General features: G+C 66.1%; 19 protein-coding genes, 1 tRNA gene and 4 pseudogenes. 10 read left to right on the top strand and 14 right to left on the bottom strand.

Features of this window, described 5'->3' with window-relative positions:
• Positions 1-68: 68 nt before the first annotated feature.
• The 5 genes from ASF08_RS13665 to ASF08_RS13645 all read right to left on the bottom strand — a co-directional run bounded on the left by ASF08_RS13665 (position 69) and on the right by ASF08_RS13645 (position 4,528).
• Positions 69-293, bottom strand: coding sequence for a YbdD/YjiX family protein (locus tag ASF08_RS13665; RefSeq protein WP_027172736.1), 225 nt, complete (start codon positions 291-293; stop codon positions 69-71).
• Between the two features lie 5 nt (positions 294-298).
• Positions 299-2,359, bottom strand: a complete 2,061-nt coding sequence (locus ASF08_RS13660) for a carbon starvation CstA family protein (protein WP_056146156.1) — start codon at positions 2,357-2,359, stop codon at positions 299-301.
• A gap of 106 nt (positions 2,360-2,465) precedes the next feature.
• Complete coding sequence (locus tag ASF08_RS13655; protein ID WP_056146153.1) at positions 2,466-3,077, bottom strand: TPM domain-containing protein; 612 nt, start codon at positions 3,075-3,077, stop codon at positions 2,466-2,468.
• Position 3,078: 1 nt separating this feature from the next.
• The gene (locus ASF08_RS13650; protein ID WP_056146149.1) at positions 3,079-3,825 is read right to left on the bottom strand and encodes a TPM domain-containing protein; all 747 of its coding nucleotides are present in this window, start codon (positions 3,823-3,825) and stop codon (positions 3,079-3,081) included.
• A 49-nt stretch (positions 3,826-3,874) separates the two neighbouring features.
• Complete coding sequence (locus ASF08_RS13645) at positions 3,875-4,528, bottom strand: LemA family protein (RefSeq protein WP_156629586.1); 654 nt, start codon at positions 4,526-4,528, stop codon at positions 3,875-3,877.
• A 232-nt stretch (positions 4,529-4,760) separates the two neighbouring features.
• On the opposite strand from ASF08_RS13645, the gene ASF08_RS13640 reads away from it, so the two are divergent.
• The 8 genes and pseudogenes from ASF08_RS13640 to ASF08_RS13610 all read left to right on the top strand — a co-directional run bounded on the left by ASF08_RS13640 (position 4,761) and on the right by ASF08_RS13610 (position 13,169).
• On the top strand, positions 4,761-5,066 hold the full coding sequence (locus tag ASF08_RS13640; protein WP_018044586.1) for a SelT/SelW/SelH family protein: 306 nt from the start codon (positions 4,761-4,763) through the stop codon (positions 5,064-5,066).
• Positions 5,063-7,309 (top strand): sensor histidine kinase, encoded by a 2,247-nt coding sequence (locus ASF08_RS13635; protein WP_443136822.1) that lies wholly within the window; start codon positions 5,063-5,065, stop codon positions 7,307-7,309. The genes ASF08_RS13640 and ASF08_RS13635 overlap by 4 nt, the downstream gene beginning before the upstream one ends.
• A 559-nt stretch (positions 7,310-7,868) precedes the next feature.
• Entirely contained in the window at positions 7,869-9,206 is a 1,338-nt protein-coding gene (locus ASF08_RS13630) for a methyl-accepting chemotaxis protein (protein WP_238253801.1), read from the top strand.
• A gap of 123 nt (positions 9,207-9,329) precedes the next feature.
• Entirely contained in the window at positions 9,330-10,868 is a 1,539-nt protein-coding gene (locus ASF08_RS13625; RefSeq protein ID WP_056146140.1) for an acyl-CoA synthetase, read from the top strand.
• Between the two features lie 114 nt (positions 10,869-10,982).
• A complete protein-coding gene (locus ASF08_RS13620; protein ID WP_056146135.1) occupies positions 10,983-11,813 on the top strand; it encodes a glycosyltransferase family 2 protein in 831 nt (276 codons plus the stop codon).
• A 12-nt stretch (positions 11,814-11,825) separates the two neighbouring features.
• Positions 11,826-11,917, top strand: a tRNA-Ser gene (locus tag ASF08_RS13615).
• 193 nt (positions 11,918-12,110) lie between these two features.
• Positions 12,111-12,296 (top strand): annotated as a pseudogene (locus ASF08_RS24165) (transposase); the annotation flags it as partial.
• A 132-nt stretch (positions 12,297-12,428) separates the two neighbouring features.
• Positions 12,429-13,169 (top strand): Crp/Fnr family transcriptional regulator, encoded by a 741-nt coding sequence (locus ASF08_RS13610; protein WP_056146132.1) that lies wholly within the window; start codon positions 12,429-12,431, stop codon positions 13,167-13,169.
• 18 nt (positions 13,170-13,187) lie between these two features.
• On the opposite strand, the gene ASF08_RS13605 is transcribed toward ASF08_RS13610, so the two are convergent.
• The 7 genes and pseudogenes from ASF08_RS13605 to ASF08_RS13585 form a co-directional block, all read right to left on the bottom strand.
• Positions 13,188-13,487 carry a c-type cytochrome gene (locus ASF08_RS13605; protein WP_056146570.1) on the bottom strand — a complete coding sequence of 100 codons (300 nt, stop codon included), beginning with the start codon at positions 13,485-13,487 and terminating at the stop codon, positions 13,188-13,190.
• A 32-nt stretch (positions 13,488-13,519) separates the two neighbouring features.
• Positions 13,520-14,331 (bottom strand): annotated as a pseudogene (locus ASF08_RS13600) (universal stress protein).
• Between the two features lie 120 nt (positions 14,332-14,451).
• Positions 14,452-14,712, bottom strand: a complete 261-nt coding sequence (locus ASF08_RS24865) for a hypothetical protein (protein ID WP_147829843.1) — start codon at positions 14,710-14,712, stop codon at positions 14,452-14,454.
• A gap of 82 nt (positions 14,713-14,794) precedes the next feature.
• Positions 14,795-14,911: a DUF2474 family protein gene (locus ASF08_RS24860; RefSeq protein ID WP_147829841.1), complete on the bottom strand. Its 117-nt coding sequence runs from the start codon at positions 14,909-14,911 to the stop codon at positions 14,795-14,797.
• Positions 14,912-14,922: 11 nt separating this feature from the next.
• Complete coding sequence (cydB, locus tag ASF08_RS13595) at positions 14,923-15,936, bottom strand: cytochrome d ubiquinol oxidase subunit II (protein WP_056146129.1); 1,014 nt, start codon at positions 15,934-15,936, stop codon at positions 14,923-14,925.
• Between the two features lie 5 nt (positions 15,937-15,941).
• Complete coding sequence (locus ASF08_RS13590; protein WP_056146126.1) at positions 15,942-17,384, bottom strand: cytochrome ubiquinol oxidase subunit I; 1,443 nt, start codon at positions 17,382-17,384, stop codon at positions 15,942-15,944.
• A gap of 204 nt (positions 17,385-17,588) precedes the next feature.
• On the bottom strand, positions 17,589-18,890 hold the full coding sequence (locus ASF08_RS13585) for an HD-GYP domain-containing protein (RefSeq protein ID WP_156629585.1): 1,302 nt from the start codon (positions 18,888-18,890) through the stop codon (positions 17,589-17,591).
• 34 nt (positions 18,891-18,924) lie between these two features.
• On the opposite strand from ASF08_RS13585, the gene ASF08_RS13580 reads away from it, so the two are divergent.
• Together ASF08_RS13580 and ASF08_RS13575 are read left to right on the top strand one after the other, a co-directional pair.
• A complete protein-coding gene (locus ASF08_RS13580) occupies positions 18,925-20,001 on the top strand; it encodes a PAS domain-containing protein (protein ID WP_082473204.1) in 1,077 nt (358 codons plus the stop codon).
• 381 nt (positions 20,002-20,382) lie between these two features.
• Positions 20,383-22,629, top strand: coding sequence for a methyl-accepting chemotaxis protein (locus ASF08_RS13575; protein ID WP_244474526.1), 2,247 nt, complete (start codon positions 20,383-20,385; stop codon positions 22,627-22,629).
• A gap of 102 nt (positions 22,630-22,731) precedes the next feature.
• On the opposite strand, the pseudogene ASF08_RS13570 reads toward ASF08_RS13575, so the two are convergent.
• Positions 22,732-23,019 (bottom strand): annotated as a pseudogene (locus tag ASF08_RS13570) (transposase); the annotation flags it as partial.
• Positions 23,020-23,032: 13 nt separating this feature from the next.
• Positions 23,033-23,657: pseudogene (locus tag ASF08_RS13565) on the bottom strand (transposase); the annotation flags it as partial.
• Positions 23,658-24,115 lie beyond the last annotated feature (458 nt).

Genomic DNA, 24,115 nt, shown 5'->3' with positions numbered 1-24,115 from the left:
CGCGTGATCGCGATGGAGGGGGAGATCTGTCTCACCGACTGTCGAATGATCGAAGGAGATCGCTCCGATCAGCAGCAGCGGAAACCATTCCGGTTACCGACACCGAACCGGGCATTCTCCCGGTTGCGGTAGAATTCCCGCTCGGTCATCGGCTCCTGGTCGGCATGGGTCCGGCGGATATGGGCGGCATAGGCTTCGTAATCGCCCTGCCCCACCATGAGGCGGGCGCCGTCACAGACGCATTTCGAGAAGGTCTTGAGCCGGTCCCGCAATTCCGTCGACGACAGCGCCATGGTTCTTACTCCGCCGGGACGGGGGACGGGCCGCCGCTCTCGAGCGCCGTCCAGCGGTCGGCCCTGTAGGCCTTCAGGCAGGCCTGGACGCCGAAGACGGCGATGGCCACCACGAGGCCGACGAACATGACGGCCAGCGCCGCGTCGATCCGGTCGTTGAAGACGATCTTGTGCATGTCGGCCATGTTCTTGGCCGGACCCAGCACCTTGCCCTCGGCGATCGCCGCCGAGAACCGGTCCGCATGGGACAGGAAGCCGATCTTGGGATCGGCCGAGAAGATCTTCTGCCAGCCCGCCGTGAGCGTGCAGATCAACAGCCAGACGGTGGGGATGACCGTGACGAAGGCGTAGCGCTCGCGCTTCATCTTGAAGATCACCACGGTGGCCAGCGTCAGCGCCACGGCCGCCAGCATCTGGTTCGAGATGCCGAACAGCGGCCACAGGGTGTAGATGCCGCCGAGAGGGTCGGTGACGCCCTGGTAGAGGAAGTAGCCCCAGGCCGAGACGCAGAGGGCCGTGGCCAGGATGCTGGGCGCCCAGGCCGAGGTGTCCTTGAAGGTCGGCGAGATCAGGCCGAGCAGGTCCTGCAGCATGAAGCGTCCCGCCCGCGTGCCGGCATCCACGGCGGTGAGGATGAACAGGGCCTCGAACAGGATCGCGAAGTGGTACCAGAAGGCCATCATCGTCTTGCCGCCGATGGCGGACGAGATGATGTGGGCCATGCCGACGGCGAGCGTCGGGGCGCCGCCGGTGCGCGAGATGATCGAGTGCTCGCCGACATCCTTGGCGGTCTGGGTGATCACATCGGCGGAGATCGGGAAGCCGAGATTGGTCACGGCGGCGGCCGCCGTCTCGGCGGAGGTGCCGAGCAGGGCGCCCGGCGAGTTCATGGTGAAGTAGATGCCCGGATCGATCACGCTCGCGGCGACCAGCGCCATGATCGCGACGAAGCTCTCCATGAGCATGCCGCCGTAGCCGATGAAGCGGGTGTCGGCTTCGTTGTCGATGAGTTTCGGGGTCGTGCCCGACGAAATCAGCGCGTGGAAGCCGGAGACGGCACCGCAGGCGATGGTGATGAACAGGAACGGGAAGAGGGAGCCCGCCCAGACCGGGCCGGTGCCGTCGACGAACTTCGTCATGGCCGGCATCTGCAGATGCGGGGCGACGACGACGATGCCGAGCGCGAGACCGATGATGGTGCCGATCTTGAGGAAGGTCGAGAGGTAGTCGCGCGGGGCGAGCAGGAGCCAGACCGGCAGGATCGAGGCGACGAAGCCGTAGCCGATCAGCATCCAGGTGAGCTGCGTGCCGGTAAAGGTGAAGGCCGGGCCCCAGACCGGGTGTTCGTTGATCTGGCCGCCGCCGATGATGGCGGCCATGAGCAGGATGAAGCCGAGGATCGACACTTCGCCGATCTTGCCCGGCCGGATGAAGCGCGCGTAGAGGCCCATCAGGATCGCGATCGGGATCGTGGCCGCCACCGTGAAGGTGCCCCAGGGGCTCTCGGCCAGCGCCTTGACCACGATCATCGCCAGCACGGCGAGCAGGATCACCATGATCATGAAGGTGCCGAACAGCGCGATCACGCCGGGGATCACGCCGAGCTCGGCCCGGATCAGCTCACCGAGGGAGCGCCCGTCGCGGCGCATGGAGATGAACAGGATCATGAAGTCCTGCACCGCGCCCGCGAGCACGACGCCCGCCAGGATCCAGAGCATGCCGGGCAGGTAGCCCATCTGCGCGGCCAGGACCGGGCCGACGAGGGGACCCGCGCCCGCGATCGCCGCGAAATGGTGGCCGAACAGGACGGTCTTGTTGGTGGGGACGTAGTCGAGCCCGTCGTTGTGACGGTGGGCCGGGGTCTTGCGGCTCGGATCGAGCTGCATCACCTTGTCGGAGATGTAGAGCGAGTAATAGCGGTAGGCGATGAGATAGACGCAGACCGCCGCCACGACGATCCACAGGGCGTTGATCGATTCGCCGCGGCTGGTGGCGACGATCGCCAGGGCCGCCGCGCCCAACGCACCCACAAGGGCCCACGGCCCGTGCTTCTGTATAGCACCCATCGACGTCTCGCTCCCGCGACCCGTCCTTGATGGCGGATCGTCAGGTTTCTTCTCGCTCAAAAATTCTTTCGGGGCCAGAGAGAAAAATACAAAGGCGCGGACGATGTCAGTCCGTGACGATCACACGGTTGGGCAACTCGTCGATATCCCCCGCCCGACGCGGCAAATGCTGCGCGAGGACCGCGCCGATCCCCTCCACGGCGGAGACGAGGCCGTCGGTCGCCGCGCCGCGTCGAAGGGACGACAGCAGCGCGTCGATGGCCGACGACCACGCCGCCGGAGAAATCCGGGAGGCGATGCCCGAATCGGCGACGATCTCCGCATGGCCCTCGGCGACGGCGAGGTAGATCAGGATGCCCGTGCGCCCACGCGTCCGGGCCAATCCGCGGGCGGTGAACTCCCGCGATGCCGCCTCGTGCGCCCGTGCCCGTCGGATCGAGCGTGGAACGAGGAGAAGGCGGGCTCGCGGATGGGCGGCCGCGGCGAGCGCCGCGAGGACGATGGCGGCCTGCGCCAGGGCGATCGAGGCGGCGCTCCACGGGGTGAGCAGGATCAGCGGCCAGGGCGCCGCGAGCCCGAGGGCCAAAGCCGGCACCAAAGCGGCGGACCGGTAGAGGCCGGCGCGGGCGGCCACGAGAACGACGATTTCCGCCGACGTGGTCGATTCCGCCGTGGCGATCGCGTCGGCGATGCGCGTCCTGTCGGTGTCGCTCAGCATCCTACCAATCCCCGGAGGCTCCGCCCCCTCCCGATGAGCCGCCCCCGCCCGAAAATCCCCCGCCGTCCCCGAAGCCGCCGGAGACGCCGCCGCTCCATCCCCCCGAGGATGGGCCGGGCAGGATGATGAACCCGCCTCCACGGCGGCCCCGATTCATCCGGTACACGACGAACAGAATCACCAGGAAGAGGACGATGAAGCCGACGACGTGGGACGGCTCTGCCTCGTCGCTTCGCACCTTCCCCTTGCGCTGCCACTCCTCGGCGTCGCCGCTCAGGATCGACAGCATGGCATCGATTCCGGCCTTGATGCCGCCGCCGTAATCCCCCGTCTTGAAGCGGGGCGCGATGGAGGTGGTGATGATGACCTTCGACAGGGCGTCGGTGAGCGCCCCTTCGAGGCCGTAGCCGACCTCGATCCTGACCTTGCGGTCGTTGGGCGCCACGAGGAGGAGCGCGCCGTTGTTGGTCTTGGCCTGCCCGATGGCCCAGGAGCGGAACAGCCGGTTGCCGTAATCCTCGATGGTCAGTCCCTGGAGGTTGGGCACCGTCGCCACGACGACCTGATCGGAGGTCTTCTCCTCGTAGGCCTTCAGCTGCGCTTCGAGCGCGGCCGTCTCGTCCGGCTTGAGGATGCCGGCGGCATCCACGACCCGGCCGCTGAGGGCCGGGAAGGTCGGCTCCGCCGCCATGGCCTCGCCGCGCACCAGCAGCAGCATCCCCGCCAGGACGACGAGGACGAGTGCCATGACGGACGCTGGCGCGCGCCCTCGAACAACCGCCGCCCTCGTCACCGCGCTAGAACTTCACGGCCGGCGGCTTGTCCGAATTGGGCGTCGCCGTGAACGTCTCCATCGGCTTCGATTCGGGGTAGAACCAAGCGGCGATCCAGCGGCCCGGTATGGTGCGGACCTCGGTGTTGTAGGCCTGGACGGCACCGATATAGTCGCGGCGCGCCACCGCGATCCGGTTCTCGGTACCCTCCAACTGGGATTGCAGCGCCAGGAAGTTCTGGTTCGACTTGAGGTCGGGATAACGCTCGACGGTGACGAGGAGACGGCCCAGGGCGCCGGAGAGCTGGTTCTGGGCGTCCTGGAACTCCTTGAACTTCTGGGGATCGGAGACGGTGGAGGCGTCGACCTTCACGCTCGACGCCTTCGCGCGGGCTTCGGTGACGCCGACGAGCACGTCCTTCTCCTGCTGCGCGTAGCCCTTCACCGTCTCCACGAGGTTCGGGAGCAGATCGGCGCGGCGCTGGTACTGGTTCTGAACCTCGCTCCACGAGGATTTCGCGCTCTCCTCCAGGGTGGGCACCCGGTTGATCGCGCCGCAGCCCGAAAGGGTCGTGGCCAGGGCGACGGCGACGAGCGCGGACCGCATCCGGCGGATCAGCGATGGGCGGGGCGAGCGCGCGAAGGGCGCGGCGGCGGCGGGACGCAGAACGGACGGCATGGGTGGCTCCTCGCGGACGGGCGCGGCATCGGGCATGGTATGGACGGGTCCAGGCCCCTGCCGCCCGGCTACGCTCGTGGAGATAGGGCGCGATGCCGCGGGTGAAAGGCCGGGTGGGCGCACTCCTGCCGTCAAACGCCCTGTCTATCAGGGGGCCGAACGGTTCAAGCGACGGGCCGACTGTTACGCTGGCAGGTTGACAAGGCACCGTGCATGGGTCGCTGTGCCGGCCATGGATGAAACGCCACCTGCCCCACAGGTCGAGAAACCCAGGGTTTCCATCACCTACTGCACGCAGTGTCAGTGGCTCCTGCGCGCCGGCTGGATGGCGCAGGAGCTCCTCTCCACCTTCCGCGACGATATCGGCGAGGTCGCCCTGATCCCGGGGAATGGCGGCGTCTTCCTGATCGTCTGCGGATCGGAGACGATCTGGGACCGGACGCGGGACGGGGGATTTCCCGACGTGAAGACCTTGAAACAGCGTGTCCGCGATCGGCTGGCGCCGTCCCGCGACCTCGGTCACATCGACAGGCCATGACCGCCGAGACCCATCACGACGCCGAGCCCGAGAACCACATCGACCCCGCTTCCGAGCGGACGAAGAGCGGTGGGTGGCAGGCCACGGCCCCGGGCCGGCTGTTCGCGCGCATCCGGCAGCGCGGGTTCTCGACGCAGGTGTATCTGGTCGCCCTCGTGGTGGCGTTGATCGGGCCGGGATTGCTGTTCACGGCGATCCTGCTGTTTCGCTATGCCGGGACCGAGCGGGCGCGCTTCGAGCAGGATGCGCGCGAGAACGTTCGCGGGATCGCCCTCTCCATCGACCGCGACACGGCGGGGCTCGTCTCCGTGCTGCAGACCCTGGCGACGTCGCCCCGCCTGAAGGACTCGGAATTCGAGAATTTCGACGCGCAGGCACGGCTCGTCCGGGAAACCGTCGGGCTCGACATCCTGCTGCGTCGGCCGGACGGCCAGCAACTGGTGAACACCTCGGTCCCGCGCGGAGCGCCGCTGCCGAAGACCGCCCTGCCCTTCGACCGCGAGATCGCATCGGGCACGCAGCGGGCGATGATCTCCGGCATCCTGTCGGGCAGCATGCCCGACCGCGCGACCTATGCCATCGCCGTGCCGGTCCAGACCGAGGGCGAGGTCGCCTATGTCCTCAGCTTCCTCGCGCCGGTGAGCCGGCTGCAGGGCATCCTCGGCCGGGAATACGTCCAGGGCTGGATGACGGGCGTGTCGGACCGGGACGGCATCGCCCTCGCCCGCATCCCCGATCCGGCATCGATCGTCGGGCGCCCGCGCCTCGCGACCCTTCGCCAGCGCCAGACCGAGACGCCGGGGGTTTGGGAAGGCAAGGATTTCAACATGCGCCCCGTCACGGTCGTGGAGGCCCGCTCGCGCCTCACCGGCTGGACGGTGAGCGCGGTGATTCCGAAGGCCCTGGTGGATGCGCGACTGCGCGGATGGATCTGGGCCTTCACCGGCTTCGGCCTCCTCGTCCTCGCGACCTCGTCGATCCTGGCCATCAATCTCTGGTCGAAGGTCTCGCAGCCGCTGCGCCGCCTCGTGGCGACGGGGCCGGCTTTGGCGCGCGGCGAGGCGATCCCGCGCATCACCTCGCCGATCCACGAGATCCGCCGTCTCGGCGACGTGCTGGCGGACGCCTCCCTGCGCCTACGGACCCGAGGCGAGGAACGCGATACGGCGCTCGCCGAGACGGAACGCGGCCTTTCGGCCCTGCGCGAGAGCGAGGCACGATTCCGGCACATGGCGGATTCGGCCCCCGCCCTGATCTGGATGACGGACGAGGTCGGGGAGATCAGCTTCGCCAACCTGCATTTCGACCACCTGTTCGGGAAGCCGGCCAGCGCGCTGGCGGCCGGCGGGTGGCAGACGATCGTCCATCCGGACGACCTGCCGGCGTTCTCCGCCAAGTTCTCTGACGCCTTCATCGGCCGCGTTCCCGTGAGGGCGGAGGTTCGGGTCGTGGATCGCGACGGGGTGGTGCGCTGGCTGCGATGCGAAGGCGTGCCGCGCCTCGACGATACGGGAACCTTCCTCGGCTATACCGGCTGCAACGTCGACATCACCGATGCCAAGCGCGCGGAAGAGCATCTGCTCCTGCTCATCCATGAACTCAACCACCGCGTGAAGAACACCCTCGCCACCGTCCAATCCATCGCCATCCAGTCCCTGCGCGGCCTCGACACGCCGGAGGCGGCGGCGGCCAAGGCCGCGTTCGAAGCGAGGCTCCTGGCACTCGCCCGCGTTCACGACGTCCTCACCCGCGAAAGCTGGGAGGGAGCGGAACTCGGCAACGTGGTGGCCGATGCCACCGCTCCCCTCGATTCCACCGAAGCGGGTCGATCCCGATTCATCGTGTCGGGACCGCATCTGCGCCTGCCGCCCCGGCTCGCGCTCTCCATCGCCATGGCGCTGCACGAACTCGGCACCAACGCGGTCAAGTACGGCTCGCTCTCGCGGGAGGGTGGCACCGTGACGATCAGCTGGAGCGTGGTGAAGGAGCCGGAAACCCGCCTCCTCCTGCGCTGGAGCGAGAGCGGCGGGCCACCGGTGACGAAGCCGACACGCACCGGGTTCGGCTCGCGCCTCATCGAGCGCAGTCTCGCCCGCGAGCTCGATGGCGAGGTCCAGCTCATGTTCGCGGCCAGCGGCGTGGTCTGCTCGATCGAAGCGCCCGTGCCTCCGCCGACCCTGCTCGAGCGCAAGGCGGGCCTCGTTCCCCTGCGACCCGCGACGCTTCTCCCCCATTCGGCCTGAGCTCTTCAGCGAGCCGAACAAGTCATGGTGTACGTCCCGCCGAATACTTTCGACACGTCGGTGTCCCATCGTGCCTCGTTCGTCCGCGCGGAATAATGTCCCACCGCATCGGCGCGAAGCGCGGAACAAATTTACTTTAGGGGTTGCGGCGTCCTATGAGCTATAATTCAACTACAAGTACACGGATATCTTGTCATTGGCTTGAGCTTAATTCTTTTTGCTCAATGGTGTGATTGGGCAAAAGGCAAAACCGAGGATTTTTATCTGCGCGTCATGCTAAGACTAGGTCATTAGATCGGTCGGCTCTTCTGTCTTGGGGCTCCGGTGTTCGATACTGCCATGGAAAAGAAATCGTCCGCAACATGGCGCACGGTTACCATTGGTTGCTGGCGCCGGTATCCGGGAAGTCGACGAACCATTCGTTCCGGCCGGCGCGGAAGGGGGGACTGCTAAGGCGCCATTAAACAATAGCGTTTATGACTTTGTCTTATCGGTATCTCAAGGTTGTAGTTTTATGATTGGCTTCTCCCGAAAGCGTCCGGCCAACGACACGGTTGCGGTGCCTACCGCGGCTCAGCAGACCGAGGCCGACGACCTTCGTCTCGGTGCTGCGGTGGAAGCGCTGATGTCGAGCCAGGGGCTGTCGACGATCGACCTGCCCGACGGAAAGCTCAAATCCGCGATCGAGCGCCTCAACGGCCGTGGCGAGGACGACAATCAGCGTAACCTCTCCTCCATCGCCACCATGGCGAAGGAGACGTCCGAGGCGGCCATCAACATCGGCTGGATGACCTACGATGTCGGCGAAGTCGCCCGCGCCACGCAGACGATCGCCGGCGCCACGGAAGAGATGGCGGCATCCATCGCCGAGGTCTCCCAGACGTCCGACACGGTCGTCACCGTCGCCCAGGACGCCCTGACCGCCATGAGCGCCTGCATCGGCGACGGGCGCGAGGCCAAGTCCGCCATGCAGGAGATCGACGTCCGCACCTCGCTCATCTCGGAGCGGGTCGTGGTGCTGGAGCGGGCCATCGCCCAGATCGAGGTCATGGCGACCGCCATCGCGTCGATCTCCGCCCAGACCAACCTGCTCGCCCTCAACGCGACCATCGAGGCGGCGCGCGCCGGCGAGGCCGGTCGCGGGTTCTCCGTGGTCGCGGCCGAAGTGAAGTCGCTGTCCGCCCAGACCGCCAAGTCCACGGGCGAGATCCGGGGGCTTCTCAGCACGCTGACATCGGAGATGTCGGCCATTTCCACCGCCGTCGGCGAGAGCCGGAATGCGGTCACGTCCGGCCGGGCCATCGTCGAGCAACTGGAAACGCGGGTCGAGCAGACCAACGAGCGGATCTCCCAGGCGAGCGACCTGAACCAGGCGATCTCGCAGATGCTCGCCCAGCAGCGTTCGGCCACCGCCGAAATCTCCACCAGCGTGCAGAACATCGCCGGCAAGGCCGCCAAGACCCATGAGGAGATCGACAAGATCACGACGCGTCTCGTGAAGGCCGAGGATTTTGGCCGGACCGCCCTCGCGGCGGAAAGCGGACGCGTCAAGGCCCATGGCCTGGTCTGCCTGCCGGCGGATGTCGGCATGTGGAAGCGCAAGCTCGCCCGCATCCTCGTCGGTCTCGCCCCGGCCGCGTCCTCCGATCCGACGATGCTCGGCCGCGCGGATCACAGCGTCTGCACGGACCTGCGGAATGGCCCGCTGCGCGATCATCCGGCACTGGCCCGTCTCGCCGCTGCCGAGAAGACCGCGCTCGAAGAAGCCAAGACGATGACCGACGCCGTCGCCGCGAACAATTGGGACGTGGGCACGCCGGCCTATCAGGCCGCTTCCGCCGCCATGAAGGAGATGCTCGCGGCGGCCAAAGAGTTGCTCGCCGTCAAGGCTGCGTGATCGACGCCCCTTGTGGGTAGCGCGCACTCGAACGTTCCGAAGTCCCGCGGGCGGCCCCTTGTTGCCGGCCGCGGGTTTCGGCATGGCTTGAGCGCGTCGCCACGCGAGAACCCGAACCGTTTCATGATCCGACCGGACGCTCCTCCACCGGCCCGTTTCAATGCCGCCCGCCACTGTCTCGCTGAGAATGCGCGCCTGCGGCCGGACAAGACCGCGCTGATCATGGCGGGCGCGGAGGACGGGGCTTTTCACCTGACCTTCGCCGAGGCCGACCGTGCCGTGCGCGGCATCGCCGCCGGTCTCCTCGCCCTGGGCCTGCGCCGCGGCGACCGCGTGATGATCCGGATGGGCAACGAGGCGGATTACGTCCTCGTGTATTTCGGCGCCCTCGCCGCCGGGCTCGTGGCCCTCCCCTCCTCGCCCCAGCTGACGCCGGCGGAAGCCATGTTCCTCATGGAGAATTCCGGCGCCGCCGTCGTGGTGACCGGGGCGGGCCACCGTCTCGACCCGGCCGAGGCTGAGGGCCGCATCGTCCTCGGCCCCTCCGAGATCGCCGCGATGAAGCGTGCCGAGCCGGTGGCGGAGTACGCCGACACCGCGGCGGACGATCCGGCGACCCTGGTCTACACCTCCGGCACCACCAGCCGGCCGAAGGGCGTGCTCCATGCCCATCGCGCGATCTGGGGGCGCCGCCCGATGCATGCGCATTGGCTGGGGCTGACGGAGGCTGACGTCATGCTGCATGCCGGCACCATGAACTGGACCTATACGCTCGGCGTCGGCATCACCGATCCCTGGGCCTGCGGCGCCACGAGCGTCCTCTACGACGGGCCCCGCGATCCCGCCGTATGGCCAGCCCTCATCGCCCGGCACGGTGCGACGCTGTTTGCCGCCGTGCCGAGCCTCTACCGCCAGATCCTGAAATACGCCGATCTGTCCGCGCACGATCTGTCCCGCCTGCGGCACGGCTGCACCGCCGGCGAGGCCCTTCCTGCCGAACTGCTGGACGCCTGGACCGCCGCCACCGGCAAGCCCCTCTACGAGGCGCTCGGCATGAGCGAGGTCTCCACCTATGTCTCCAGCGGCCCCACCATCCCGGTGAAGCCCGGCTCTCCCGGCAAGCCCCAGCCCGGGCGCCGCGTGGCGATCCTGCCCGTGGACGGGCCGGACGAGCCGCTGCCGGAGGGCGAGACGGGGCTCCTCGCGATCCACCGCACGGAGCCGGGCCTGATGCTCGGCTACTGGAACCGGCCCGAGGAGGAAGCCGCTGTCCTGCGCGGCGAATGGTTCGCGGGCGGCGATCTCGCGAGCCTCGACGGGGACGGCTACCTCTGGTTCCACGGGCGCAACGACGACTTGATGAACGCCCTCGGCTACCGGGTCTCGCCCAACGAGGTCGAGGGCGTGGTCGGGGGGCATCCCGCCGTGGCGGAGGTCGGCGTCACCGAACTCGCCGTCCGGCCTGACCTCAAGGTCATCGCCGCCTTCGTCGTGTTGAAACCCGGTGAAGAGGCGGATGGACCCTCGATCCTGGCCTGGTGCGCCGAGAGACTGGCCGGCTACAAATGCCCGCGCGAGGTCCGGTTCCTCGATGCCCTGCCCCGCACCGCCAATGGCAAGGTCCAGCGCAAGCGGCTCGCCGACCAGCCGGTCGCGGCATGAGGTCGAGATCGCCGGGCCAGCCCTGCCGATCCCGAGTCCAGGGTCTTCGTTCCATGACGAACGTGGCGAGAAAGGTGTATCGGCCGGCCGGACCGATATCGTAGAGCCCTCACCATGTCCGCGCCGCCGCTTTCGATCTTCCTCATCGCCTTCAACGAAGCAGACCGGATCGGCGCGACCATCCGCGCGGTCCGTGACCTGACCGACGACCTCGTGGTGGTCGATTCCGGCTCCACCGATGGAACGCAGGCCCTGGCGGCCTCCCTCGGTGCGCGGGTGATCCACAACACCTGGTCCGGCTACGGCCCGCAGAAGCGCTTCGCCGAGACCGTCTGCCGTCACGACTGGCTGCTCAACCTCGATGCCGACGAGGTGGTGCCCCCGGACCTCTCCGACGCCATCCGGACCTTGTTCGCCGCCGGTGAACCCGCCCACCCGGCCTATCGCATCGCCATCGCGGAGATCTTCCCCGGTGAGTCGAGGCCCCATCCCTGGGCCTATGCCCTGCATCCCGTGCGCCTCTACCGCAAGGACAGGGGCCGCTACTCGCCCTCCCCCGTCCACGACCGGGTGGAGCTCGATCCCGGCGCCAGCGTCGGACGCCTGAAGGGGGTCATCCACCACTTTTCCGTGCGCTCGCTCGGCGATCAGCTCGACAAGCTCAACCGCTATTCCGACCAGCAGGCCCGGGACCTCGAAGCCCGTGGCGTCACGATTCCCACCTGGCGGATCTTCGTCGAGCTGCCGCTGAATTTCCTGAAGGCCTATCTCGGCCGGCGCCATTTCGTGAGGGGCGTCTACGGCTTCCTCACAGCCGCGAACTACGCGATCTCCCGCCATCTCCGGGTGGCCAAGCACTACGAACGGCGCAGCGCGCTAATTTCCACCCCGTTGCCGCCTATTGAACCGGCCAAGCGGGTTGACCCGTCCGACGCGAAATTCTAGAGCCACCCCTACGGAGACGTGGCCGAGCGGCTGAAGGCACTCGTTTGCTAAATGAGCATACCCCGAAAGGGGTATCGAGGGTTCGAATCCCTCCGTCTCCGCCATTTACCCTTAAACCACTGAAATAGCTGGTTTTTTCCTCGATCATCGCGGACCAATTTGTGACGCTGTGTCACCTTGGCTGTTCAGATGCGAGGCCATGGGTGCAGAGGGTGCAATATCTCCAATGTCGTCGCGGACGCTGGTTCATCCGAGTGCGAGTTCCGTCTCACCTCGTGTCCGCTGTAGCTGGACCTCCTGGCCGACTTGGATGACCGCATCGCCGAACTCGAACGGGAGATTGCCCGCCGGGACTGGGGGGACGAGACGAGTCGTCGGCTGATGACCATCCCCGGCATCGGCCCCATTACCGCAACGGCACTGACTGCCCTGGCTCCTGCGGCCGAGCCCTTCACCAAGGGACGGGACTTCGCTGCCTGGCTGCAGGGGGCGTCCACAGATGGATCACGTCCGCGAACGGGCCTGAGCGAGCCGGACCATTGATTTTAGTTCGCCGCTGCCACGGTCGATCGTCTATCATCGACGTCTCGTGGCGATAGTGCGGAGGCTTCAGAGATGCTGAGCCCGACGGGACACCCCGCTGCCCACGATGACGGCTGCCATCACGGGCGCTCCACCGGCGGCTGCGTCGATTGCAAAGTGCGTCTGATCAGCGTCTGTGCGGCGCTGACGATCGACGAACTCGATGGTCTCGAAGCCATCAGCCAGGTGGTCGAGCTGGCGCCGCGGCAGGCCCTGTTTGCCCAGGGCGAGGAGGCGGGAGCCGTCTACAACATCACCGAAGGCACGCTGCGCCTCTTCCGGCTCCTGCCCGACGGGCGTCGCCACGTCATGGGCTTCGCGCTCATCGGCGATTTCCTCGGCTTGGCCCTGGCGGAGCGGTTCACGGTGACGGCCGAAGCGCTTTCGCCGGTCAGGGTCTGTCGATTCGAGCGCGCGGCGTTCAAGGCCCTGGTGGCGGAACGGCCCAGTCTCCTCGAGCGCCTGCATGAGCGCGCCGGCTGCGAACTCAGACTTGCGCAGGACCAGATGACCCTCCTCAGCCGGCGTACGGCCGAGGAGAAGGTGGCCATCTTTCTCGTCGGTCTACGCGAGCGCTATGCCCGGCTCGGACAAGCTTCGGTGACCCTCGAACTTCCGATGGGGCGGCAGGACATCGCCGATCATCTCGGCCTGACGATCGAGACGGTCAGCCGGATCATCACGCGCCTCGACCGCGAGAGGATGATCCTCGTGGTGCCGGGTGGCGTACGCCTCATCGATCCAGCCCGGCTGGAGCGCCTCGCCGCCAGCTGACGATCCGCGTCGCGCGGCCTACCGCTCCAACGTCTTGAGGTAGGCGATCAGGTTGTCCGCTTCGTCGGGATCGAGACGAAACTCCGGCATGGTCGGATGCCCGGTCGTGATGCCTTCGGCCAGCGCCTCCCCGAGATCCCCGACGGGATAGCGCCGGTGAAGCATGCGAAACGGCGGGGCCTCCGCCAGGGTGCTGGGACCGATGCGACCGATCGCGTGGCAACGGACGCAATTGGTCCGCGCGATGACCTCGCCGCGCTTCTCGTGTGTGTCCAGAACGCGTGGATCCCTGGCATGGGCGTTCTGGCCGGTGGCCATGAGCGCCAGCGCGAGAGCGGTGAACCGGCACATCAGTGGCTCATCAGGCAGCAGACCGGCGTCGTCCGCAGGATCTCGCGGGTTGCCCCGCCGAACAGCCATTCCCGCAGCCGGGAATGGCCATAGGCGCCCATGACGACGAGATCGGCATCGTGCCGTGCGGCAAACCGCAGGATCTCGTCGGCGGCAGCCAGATCCGGCCTTGCCAGCAAATGGGTCGTGACGTGGGCGCCATGCCGGGCGAGGTGAGTGGCGACGTCCTCCGCCCCCTCGAAACGGGCATCGTCGCCGGCCGTGACCACGTACACCTGATCGGCCCGTTTGATGAAGGGAAGCGCTCCCGATATGGCGCGGCGCGCCTCGGGCGTATCCTTCCAGGCGATGACGATACGCGCGGCCTGGATCTGCTCGATCCGGGGCGGGACGACGAGGACGGGTCGCCCAGCCTCCATCAGCACCGGACCGGGCAGGACGCCCATGTCTCCCGGATCCCCATCGTCGATACCGCGGCGCCCCACGATCACGAGATCGGCCCACGCGCTTGCTCGACGAGAAACGGGACTGAAGCGACCATATCCGAGCGCCAGTCGACACGTGCTTCTCCGACGCTCCTCTCGAAGACCGCCCTGACGCACGACAACTGCTCCTCCAGCTTGGCTTTTTCTTCAGCGAAGAGGGACTCGGCTTCATGGATGTCGTTGACCGCGACCGGTGACGGAATCCTCCGGGCCGCGACCCCGGTCAGCGTGGCCTCGAACCGCAGGGCCACTCCGCCGGCGAGCCGAGCCCTGTCGGGCGTATCGGGACCCGTGTCGAGGGAGACCAGGATACTGGCGTAAGACATGTCCACCTCCTTTGGCCGGTCTGCCGGCTCGATGGAATCGTCGTGATTGCAGAGGGCCGCGGACATGATTCGATTGCCTATCGGATCGGCCGCGGCCGTCGGGCGCGATGCGCCGCGGCTTCAGAGCACCACCCAGAGTAGCCCGGTGAGGAGGATCGAGGCGGTGACGGCAAGGGCGAGGGCCTGAAGGCTGCCGATATCCGCGCCGTGGAAGCCGTCCTCGATCCGTCCGGGGACGTCCCCAGCCAGGGCCGGAGGCACCGGTTGCGGATTTGCCGGATCGCCGGGCTCAACGGAGGAAAGCTTTCGCGCCTGAGATCCCCTGGGCATCCCGACTCGGCCGGAGGATGCGAGGTCGGCCGTCCCGATCGCTGAGGTCATGATCGTCTCCCGTTGTTGCGACGAGAAGAGGATGCTCCGGTCCTGCGGAGGGCGCTTTGAGATGGATCAAGGCCAGGGATTTTCAGACGGTCTTGAGAAGCCACCGGAGCGGGAGCGCGATCGCCGTCAGGCCGGCGATACCGCTGGCCCAGAGGGCCACGAACCAGGCGAGACGGCGAATGGGAGGGGCGACGGCCATGGTGCCTCTCCTCAATGGTAGCCGGGCGCGCCGGCGGTGACCTTGCCGCGAAACAGCCAGTAGACGTAGCCGGTATAGGCCAGCACCATCGGCAGCAGCACCACCGTGCCCACGAGCAGGAAGAGCTGGCTGCTCGGATGGGTGGCGGCATCCCAGATCGTCACCGTCGGCGGCACAATCATCGGGAACAGGCTGATGCCGAGCCCGATATAGGACAGCAGGAAGAGGCCGAGGCCGCAGAGGAAGGGAGCGACCTCCTCTCTCCGGTCGAGGGCCGCCAGGAAGCGCCACCCCAGGGCCGCGACGAGGAGCGGCACGGGCGCGGCCAGGGCCATGGCCGGCCAGGTCAGCCAACGCCCACGGAAGGCAGGGCTGAGGAACGGCATGGCGATCGACACGGCCGCGATGGCGAACAGCGTCGCGAACCCGAGCGCCCGCGCGAGCCGGAAGGCTCGCAACTGCAGCACCCCTTCCGTCTTCCAGATCAGCCAGCAGGCCCCGAGCAGGGCGTAGCCCGCCACCAAGGCGAGGCCGGTCAGCAGGGAGAACGGCGTCAGCCAGTCCCACCAGCCGCCGGCATACGCGCGGCCCTCGACACGGATTCCCTGGACGAGGGCCCCGAGGCAGATCCCCTGGCAGAACGCCGCACCGTAGCTGCCGAGGGCGAAGGCGGCGTCCCATGCCGTCTGAGCCGGAGCGGAGGCCGCCCGGAACCGCATCTCGAAGGCGACACCGCGGAAGACGAGGGCGAGGAGCATCAGGGTGATCGGCATGTAGAGCGCCGGCAGGAGGGTGGCGTAGGCGAGGGGAAACACCGCGAACAGACCGCCGCCGCCCAGGATCAGCCAGGTCTCGTTGCCGTCCCAGACCGGCGCCACCGTATTGACCATGACGTCCCGGTCGGCCTTCTCGGGAAAGGTCGGGAACAGGATGCCGATGCCGAGATCGAACCCGTCCATGACCACGTAGAGGAAGACCGCCGTGGCGATGAGGATCGCCCAGATGAGGGTGAGGTCGAGGGACATGGGCACTACTCCGCGGGCTGGATGGCGGGACGGCCGCCGCCGGGACGCGTAGCGTCGAGCGAGGGCGCCGGCGTGATGCCGGCGGTGCGGATCGGCTGGCCTGTGGGCGGCCCCGACTCGTGGGCGTGGGGCGTCTGGTTGAAGAGGTGCAGGAGATACCAGATGCCCGCCCCGAACACGGCGAGGTAGACCACAGCGAACGCCGCGAGGGAGGCGGCGACGGCGGGTGCGGCGACGGGCGAGACGCTGTCGGCGGTGCGTAGCAGGCCGTAGACGGTGAAGGGCTGGCGGCCGGTCTCGGTCACCGTCCAGCCGGCGGTGACGGCGATGAGCCCGGACGGCCCCATGGCGACCGCGAAGCGCTGGAACCAGGCGGCGTCGTAGAGCCGGCCCTTCCGGCGCAGCCAAAGCGAGGCGAGGCCGAGGGCGATCATCAACATGCCGAGACCGACCATGATCCGGAACGACCAGAACACCAGCGGCAGGTTGGTCGGCCACGTCTCGCGCGGCAGGCTCTTGAGCCCCCGCACTTCGCCGTCGAGCTCGTGCGTCAGGTAGAGGCTGGCGAGGCCCGGGATGCCGACGGCGCCCCGCGTCTCCCCGGCCGCCGCATCCGGCCAGCCGAACAGGTATGCGGGTGCCCGGCGCTGCGTCTCGAAATGGCCCTCCATGGCGGCGACCTTGGCGGGTTGGTGCTCGTAGCTGTTGGCGCCGTGCATGTCCCCGATGACGAGTTGCGCGGGCGCGACGATGGCGGCCATCCACATGGCCATGGAGAACATCACCCGGGCGCGCGGGTTGGCCCGATCACGCAGGAGGTGCCACGCCCCGACCGCGCCGACGATCATCGCGGTGGTCAGGTAGGCCCCCGTCACCGTATGGGCGAAGCGGTAGGGAAAGGACGGGTTGAACACGATCGCCCACCAGTCGGCGGGAGCGAAGCGACCGTCCGGCCCCAGCACGTGGCCGGTCGGCGTCTGCATCCAGGAATTGGCGGACAGGATCCAGAAGGCCGAGGTCAGGGTGCCGAAGGCGACAAGGCAGGTCGCCAGGAAGTGGAGGCGCGGACCGACGCGCTCCAGACCGAACAGCATGACGCCGAGGAATCCGGCCTCGAGGAAGAAGGCGGTGAGCACCTCGTAGCCGAGGAGCGGCCCGAGGATCGGCGCCGTCCGGTCGGCGAAGACCGACCAGTTGGTGCCGAACTGGTAGCTCATCACCAGACCCGAGACGACGCCCATGGCGAAAGCCACGGCGAAGACCTTGAGCCAGTAGCGGTAGGCATCGAGATAGACCGCCTTGCCGCTACGGAGCCACAGGCCTTCCAGCACGGCGAGGAAGCTCGCCAAGCCGATGGTGAAGGCGGGGAACAGGAAGTGCCAGACGATCGTCAGGGCGAATTGCGTTCGCGCGAGATCGACCGCGCTCGGCAGGGTGAAGGCTGTCATCGGGGTCTCCGGGCGTCCGGGTGAAATTATCGGACCGGTTCCCCAGACCTTGATCCAATCGTGAGGCGCCGGCTTTGCGCTGGATCAAGGACAGCCCGTGTCGGGGGCGCCAGATCGATCCGTGAAAGACAATCGAGCGGGATGGAAATGAATCGGCTGTTCAGTGCGCCTGCGTCCACCCGCCGAAGCCATGATCGGATGCCGTCAGCCCGCGAGTTCCGCGAGCGGTCGGAAGGCATGGACAAGGTCCATATCCAACTTGCCGGTCATGCTTTCGAGGATGGCATACGCTTTCACGCCCGACATGGGTTCCTTGTAGGAGCGACGCTCGATCAATGCGCCGAAGATATCGCAGATGGTGACCAGACGAACGAGGTCCGGAATGTCCGTGTCGGTCAGACCATCCGGGTAGCCGGAGCCATCGAGGTACTCGTGGTGCGAGCGCACGACGGTGAGAATATCCTCGGAGAAGCCCTGGCCCCCGAGCATCGCATGGCCGAGTGCGGGATGCTCATGCATGATAGCGGTCTCTATGGTGTTGAGCCTTCCCGGCTTGTTCAAGATGGCAATCGGGATCCGCGATTTTCCAAGGTCGTGAAGAAGCGCGGCGTGGGTAAGACGCTGACAGTCGGCTCGGCTCATACCAAGTTGCCGTCCGAAGGCAGCCGCCAGACCCGCGACGAGAAGGCAATGCTGGTGAGTGGCGTTGTCGAACTGCCACACGACCTCCAGCCACCCCCGGATGTTGCTGCTGCACAATGCGGTCTCGACGATCTCACCCGCACTTGTGAGAGCTTGTAGCGTCACGCCCCCGCCGGAACCGGCGACATGAAAAAGCCGAATGAGGGCGGCGTTTGCCAGCGCGACTTTCCTGTCGATTGATAGGCTTTCGGGTTGGTGGGCAATCGCGACACCTACCGTCGACAACGCCGCCGGAAGCAGTCGGGCAGCGCGGCTCGCCGGCAGGGTTTGGACAGCACCGAGAGCATGAGCTTGAGCCCTGCTCCGAGCAGCGCTTTCATGGAGCAAGCAGAATAACGGTGGCCGATTGTCTTGAAAACGATCGAGATGCTGACGGAGAGCGCCAATGGTGGAGGAATTTATGAATGAGACATCGCTGACGATTGCCTTAAATGCATGAGTTTCACGTCGGCTGAAGATCTGATCCGGGTCGATGATATCGACGACATTGCAGATATCGAGCGCTGCCATATCTTTGACGATCTGCGACCCTCGCAAAACGTTGTCCGTCAGGAAAAGTGTCGAGCACGATAAATCTAATGCTTGATCCATTGTAAAAACCCGTGCGGCATAGATTTGATGATGCTTTAGGATATCCATGTGCCCGGAAACTTGACCGGCATTGAATGTAATATACTGCATCTCCTGCCCGATGGTTAAATTGTCAAAATGAAATCCAGCTCGAAATCTGAAATTTGAGTTGTTACGTGGCACGAAAATGCTTCTTTGCGAAAATCCGTGTATTTCTGATGAGAAACCGCTCACGCGGCGTAGCCCTCTGTGGCGAAGGATTCACGCTATGCCTGCACGGTCCCTCATGCGCCCTTCCTGGGCAGCCACGACAGACAAGGCGAAGGGCGGATTTTCTTCACGACATTTTCTGAGGCTCGTAGAGAGTTCCATTGATATCGGCTTCTGGTCGGGCGATCTGGACGGTGAGTTGATTGAGGGATCGATCGGCCTCTATCGAGTTTTCGGGCTTGATCCGTCCATTGCGCTGACTTTCGGCTTTGCCAAGGAGATGATGCATCCCGAAGACCGTGCTCGGCACGCCGATCTCTTGCCACTGTTGCGTACCGGTCAGCCGATGCAGCGGGAGTTCCGCATCATTCGACCGGATCAGACTCAGCGTTGGGTCTTGCACCGTGTCGAGGTGCTCATCGGCCCCGACGGCCGCCCAAAGCTTGCCATCGGAATGGTCAAGGACGTCACGCCTCGGTACGAGGTCGAGATGTCGGTCGAACAGGGCAACGACCGCTTCAAGGCCTTGATTGAGGCAACAGCCGCCGTGGTCTGGACCGTCAGCCCCGATGGCCGCGTACAGGACATGCCACAATGGCGGATGTTGACCGGCCAAAGCCAAGCCGAAGTCCAGGGGGACGGCTGGCTCGAAGCCATCCATCCCGATGATCGCGATCTGACCGCTTCGGCTTGGCAGTTCTCAGTGAGTCACCGTGAGCCCTACAATACCGATTACCGTCTTCAACTCGCTGATGGCTCCTACCGTTGGTACAATGCCCGCGGCGTTCCGATCTTGAACCGGGATGGGTCCGTCCGAGAATGGATCGGCATCTGTCTCGACCTCTCTGACCGGCATCGCGTTTCCTCCTCATCGGCCAAGGCCGCCGGCGCAACCGCCGCGCAGGACATCACGGTCGAGCAGATCCGTGGCGCGCGCGGCATGACGGGCCTGTCTGCGGAGGAGCTTGGCCGCCGGGCCGGTGTCTCGGTCTCCACCGTGCGCCGTCTGGAATCGGAGGCCACGACGACGCAGGCCCGGCCCGACACGATCCTGGCCGTTCGGCAGGTCTTGGAAGCGGCAGGGATCGAGTTCACCTTCGAGGCCAATGCAAAACCCGGAGTTCGGCCCGCCTGATGCCCGGCGATCGGCTGTCCCATCACAGGATGCTCGAACCACCTGGGGCGCTGAAAGCCTTCACAGTCTGCCATGCCGAACGTTTCAGGTAAATTCGGACTTAAGTCCAATTGACTGGCGTGTTATTGTTTGATCGTCCCTAGATTTGATGCAGAACTTTCATTTCTGACTGTAATTAAGAACGACAGCGAAGCCCCAGAAAAGACCGTTCTGCGTTCATTTTTGCAAACGAACGCCATAGGGTCCCCTAAATCATCTTCATCGTGAGCAAATTCCAATCATTCGAACACTGTCGGCAGCGCAGAATCGGTGGTGGCATTTAGCGATCGGAGAGGTCCCTCGCGTCACACTCACGCTCTCTTCTCCAGCGCGAGTGCAGCCGTGACGACGTCCATCGACAGAATTCCACCTTCGTCCACCTCCGCATCCGGGACCCGTTCCACGCTGGGCTCGATCAAGTTCAAGATCATCACGATCTCCGGGGCGTGTGTGGTGCTCGTCTCCGCGGCGATCGTCGGCTACGGCGCGCGCGCCAACATCCACAGTGCTGCGATCGTCAACAGGTCGACGGAAGAGATCCTCGACAAGAGCAGCAGCGAGAACCTGCTTTCGATCGCAACCGCCCAAGCCGCGACCATCCAGGGCAAGATCGACTTTGCCTTCGCGGCAGCGCGCGACATGAGCAGCGCTCTCGGCGTCGTCGCCGGAGGCAAGACCGCGTCCCGCGACACGATCCGCCGGGGACAGCTCAACGATATCCTGCTGAGCGTGCTCAAGCGCAACCCGGACTTCAACGGGACCTACAGCGCCTGGGAGCCGAACGCGATCGATGCCCTCGATGCCGAACACGTGGACCGGCGCGAGGTCGGCTCCGACGGAACGGGCCGGGCTCTGCCGTACTGGACGCGCTCCGCCGACGGGCAGATCGCGGTCCAGCCCCTGGTGGAATACGACAGCCGGGCCCTTCACCCCAACGGCGTCATGCGTGGCGGCTGGTACATCGGACCGAAGGAGAGCGGACGGGAAAGCATGCTCGCGCCGCTGCCCTATATCGTGCAGGGCAAGCCCGTTCAGTTGGCAACGATGTCGGTTCCGATCGTGATCGACGGCAAGTTCCGCGGCGTGGCCGGTGCCGATTTCGATCTCTCATTCGTCCAGAAGACTGCCGAGGCCGTCAACGCCTCGATCTACGGGGGCAAGGGTTCGGTCGCCATCGTCTCGCCGACCGGCCTCCTGGTGGCGTCGAGCCGCCATCCCCAGGGCATCGGCGGCCCCCTCGTCAGCGTCGATTCGAGCTGGAACGCCTATGCCGAGACCATGCGGTCGGGACGCTCCTTCGTCGGCCGCGACGAGGCCCTCGACGAGATCCGTGTCGTCGCCCCTCTCACCCTCGGGCAGACCGGAAGTAGCTGGTCGGTCGTCATCGCCGTCCCGCGGACCCTCGTCATGGCGGAAGCGGTCAAGCTCGGCGATGGATTGTCGGCCCGCGCGCATACGGACCTGATCTGGCAGCTCGGCGTGTCGGGCGGCATCGCACTTATCGCGCTCGTCCTGATGTATCTCCTCTCGACCAGCATCACGAACCCGATCAACCGCCTCACCCGGACCCTGACCGTCATGGCCCGCGGCGAAGCGGTGTCCGAGATCGAGGGCGCGACGCGCGGCGACGAGATCGGTGAGATCGCCCGGGCGGTCGACCGCATCCGGATCGTCACCGAGGAGGAAGCGGAGCGCCGGGGCACGCTGGCCGAGGAGATGCGTCGGACGACCGAGGCCCAGCGGCGGCAGATGCTGCACGAGATGGCGGGGAGCTTCGAGGCCGCTGTCGGTGGCATCGTCGGAGCGGTCTCGTCCTCCGCGACGGAGCTGCAAGCCACGGCCAAGGCCATGGCCGGGAACGCCGCCGACACCGCCCATCAATCGGGGACGGTGGCGGAGGCTGCACGGGATGCCGCCGCCAATGTCGGCACCGTCGCGGCGGCGGCCGAAGAGTTGGGCTCGTCGGTCCAGGAGATCGGTCGCCAAGTCGACAATTCGGCGACCCTGGCGCGCGATGCCGTCACGGAAGCCACTCGCACGGAGGCCCTCGTGCGCGATCTCAGCGAGGCGGCGACCCGGATCGGGGACGTGGTGGCGATGATCTCGTCCATTGCGGGCCAGACCAACCTGCTGGCGCTGAACGCGACCATCGAGGCAGCCCGCGCGGGCGAGGCAGGCCGAGGCTTTGCGGTGGTGGCCGCCGAGGTCAAGGAGCTCGCCAACCAGACGGCGCGGGCGACGGACGAGATCGGCACCCAGATCGGCCGCATCCAGGGCTCGACAGGCGCCGCAGTTTCGGCGATCGGCAGCATCACGAGCAGAATCCAGGAGATCAGCAGCGTCGCGACGATGATCGCCTCGGCCGTCGAGGAACAGGGCGCTGCCACGCAGGAGATCGTTCGCAACGTGAGTCAAGCAGCCTCGGGGACGAGCGACGTCACGTCCAATATCTCGGGGGTGGCCCACGCGGCCGAGGAGACCGGAGCCGCGGCAACCCAGGTCTTGGATTCGGCCTCCGAACTATCGCGGCAATCCGAACATCTGACCGCGGAAGTATCGCGCTTCCTTGCAACGGTTCGGGCGGCCTAAAGCCGACGACCATAGTTCGGTCATAAATCATCAAGTATTGACAGGGCGAATGAGTTTTCGTCGTCCTGTTAAAAGCTCTCCAATGGTCTGAGTTAGAGGCTGTTATGAACCGCTTTTCAGTTGAGCGGCCTGTTTGATCATGCGGCAGACGAAGGCGACGATGTGGAGATCGGCGAGCGTGCTGGGATAGCGCTCGTAATCCTTGACGAGGCGGCGGAAGCGCGTCGCCCAGGCGAAGGAACGCTCCACGAACCAGCGGCGCGGCACCAGGACGACGCCGCGCTTGGCCTCCGGGAGTTTGACGACCTCCAGTTCGATGCGGTGTTCGCGGGCGGCCTTGGCCGGCTTTTCCCCGGTGTAGCCCTGGTCGACATAGGAGCGCCTAACGGAACGGCATTCGGTCCTCCGACGGGCCGACATCCATGCCGACCACTTCCCTGCGACCATCGCTGTTTACGCCGACCGCCACGATGACGGCGACCGAGATGATCCGGCCGTCCTGGCGCACCTTCACGTAAGTCGCGTCGATTCAGAGATAGGGCCACTCGCCCTCGAGCGGCCGGTCGAGGAATGCGCCGACGCGCTCATCGATCTCTTGGCACAGGCGCGAGACCTGGCACTTCGACACGCCCGTGCCACCCATGGCCTGGACTAGGTCGCCCACGGAGCGAGTCGAGATGCCCTGGATTTAGGCCTCCTGGATCACGGCCGTGAGCGCCCCTCATCCTTAGCCTGTCGAAGGGCTCCGCCATACGCCTCGGCTCCAGTAAGCCCGGGAAGTAGCTGCCCTTGCGCAGCTTCGGGATGCGCAGCTCGACCGTGCCGGCTCGCGTCTGCCAATCCCGGTCGCGATAGCCGTTGCGCTGGACCAGACGCTCGGCGCTCTTCTCGCCGTGGGCCGCCCAGGTTAGGCCACCCACCTCCAGCTCCATCAGCCGTTTGGCCGCAAAGCCGATCATCTCGCGCAGCAAATCCGCGTCGGCACTCTTCTCCATGAGGCCGCGCAGGGTCATCATCTCGTCGGTCATCGGGGATCTCTCGGGTTGGGGATCGGTGGTCGCAACCCGACCCTACCCGGCAATCGCCGATGACCGCCCGTCATATACACCACCGCTCGGGACACGACCCACCAGGGATATCGGCAGGTTTGTAGATTTCGGTTCCAACGCCGGATATCTATGCCGAGATGCCGAGCTTATTGGTTTGACGAGTGCACCGAATTGCTGCTACAAAATTTGGATAGAGCGCATTGAGAAGCTTTTTGTTTACAGGGCATTAGGAACGTCGGCGTCGAATCCCTTCGTCTCCGCCATTTTAGCCTTACTAAGTAGTTGTTTTTGCTGCTGAAAGCCGTTTGATCCTGGCTCAGCACCTCTCATCCACCCCACATTTCGAATCGGCCTGCTCCGGCTATAGCGGGATCTCGCTGGACTTCGCCTCGCGCGCGAGGCCGGGCGCTCGAGGTTCATGGCAGCGTTTCGATCAA

It is taken from the genome of Methylobacterium sp. Leaf85, assembly GCF_001422125.1.
GTDB classification, from domain to species: Bacteria; Pseudomonadota; Alphaproteobacteria; order Rhizobiales; family Beijerinckiaceae; genus Methylobacterium; species Methylobacterium bullatum.
Note: the sequence above shows the minus strand (reverse complement) of the source record. Positions and strands in the feature narration are given on the sequence as shown.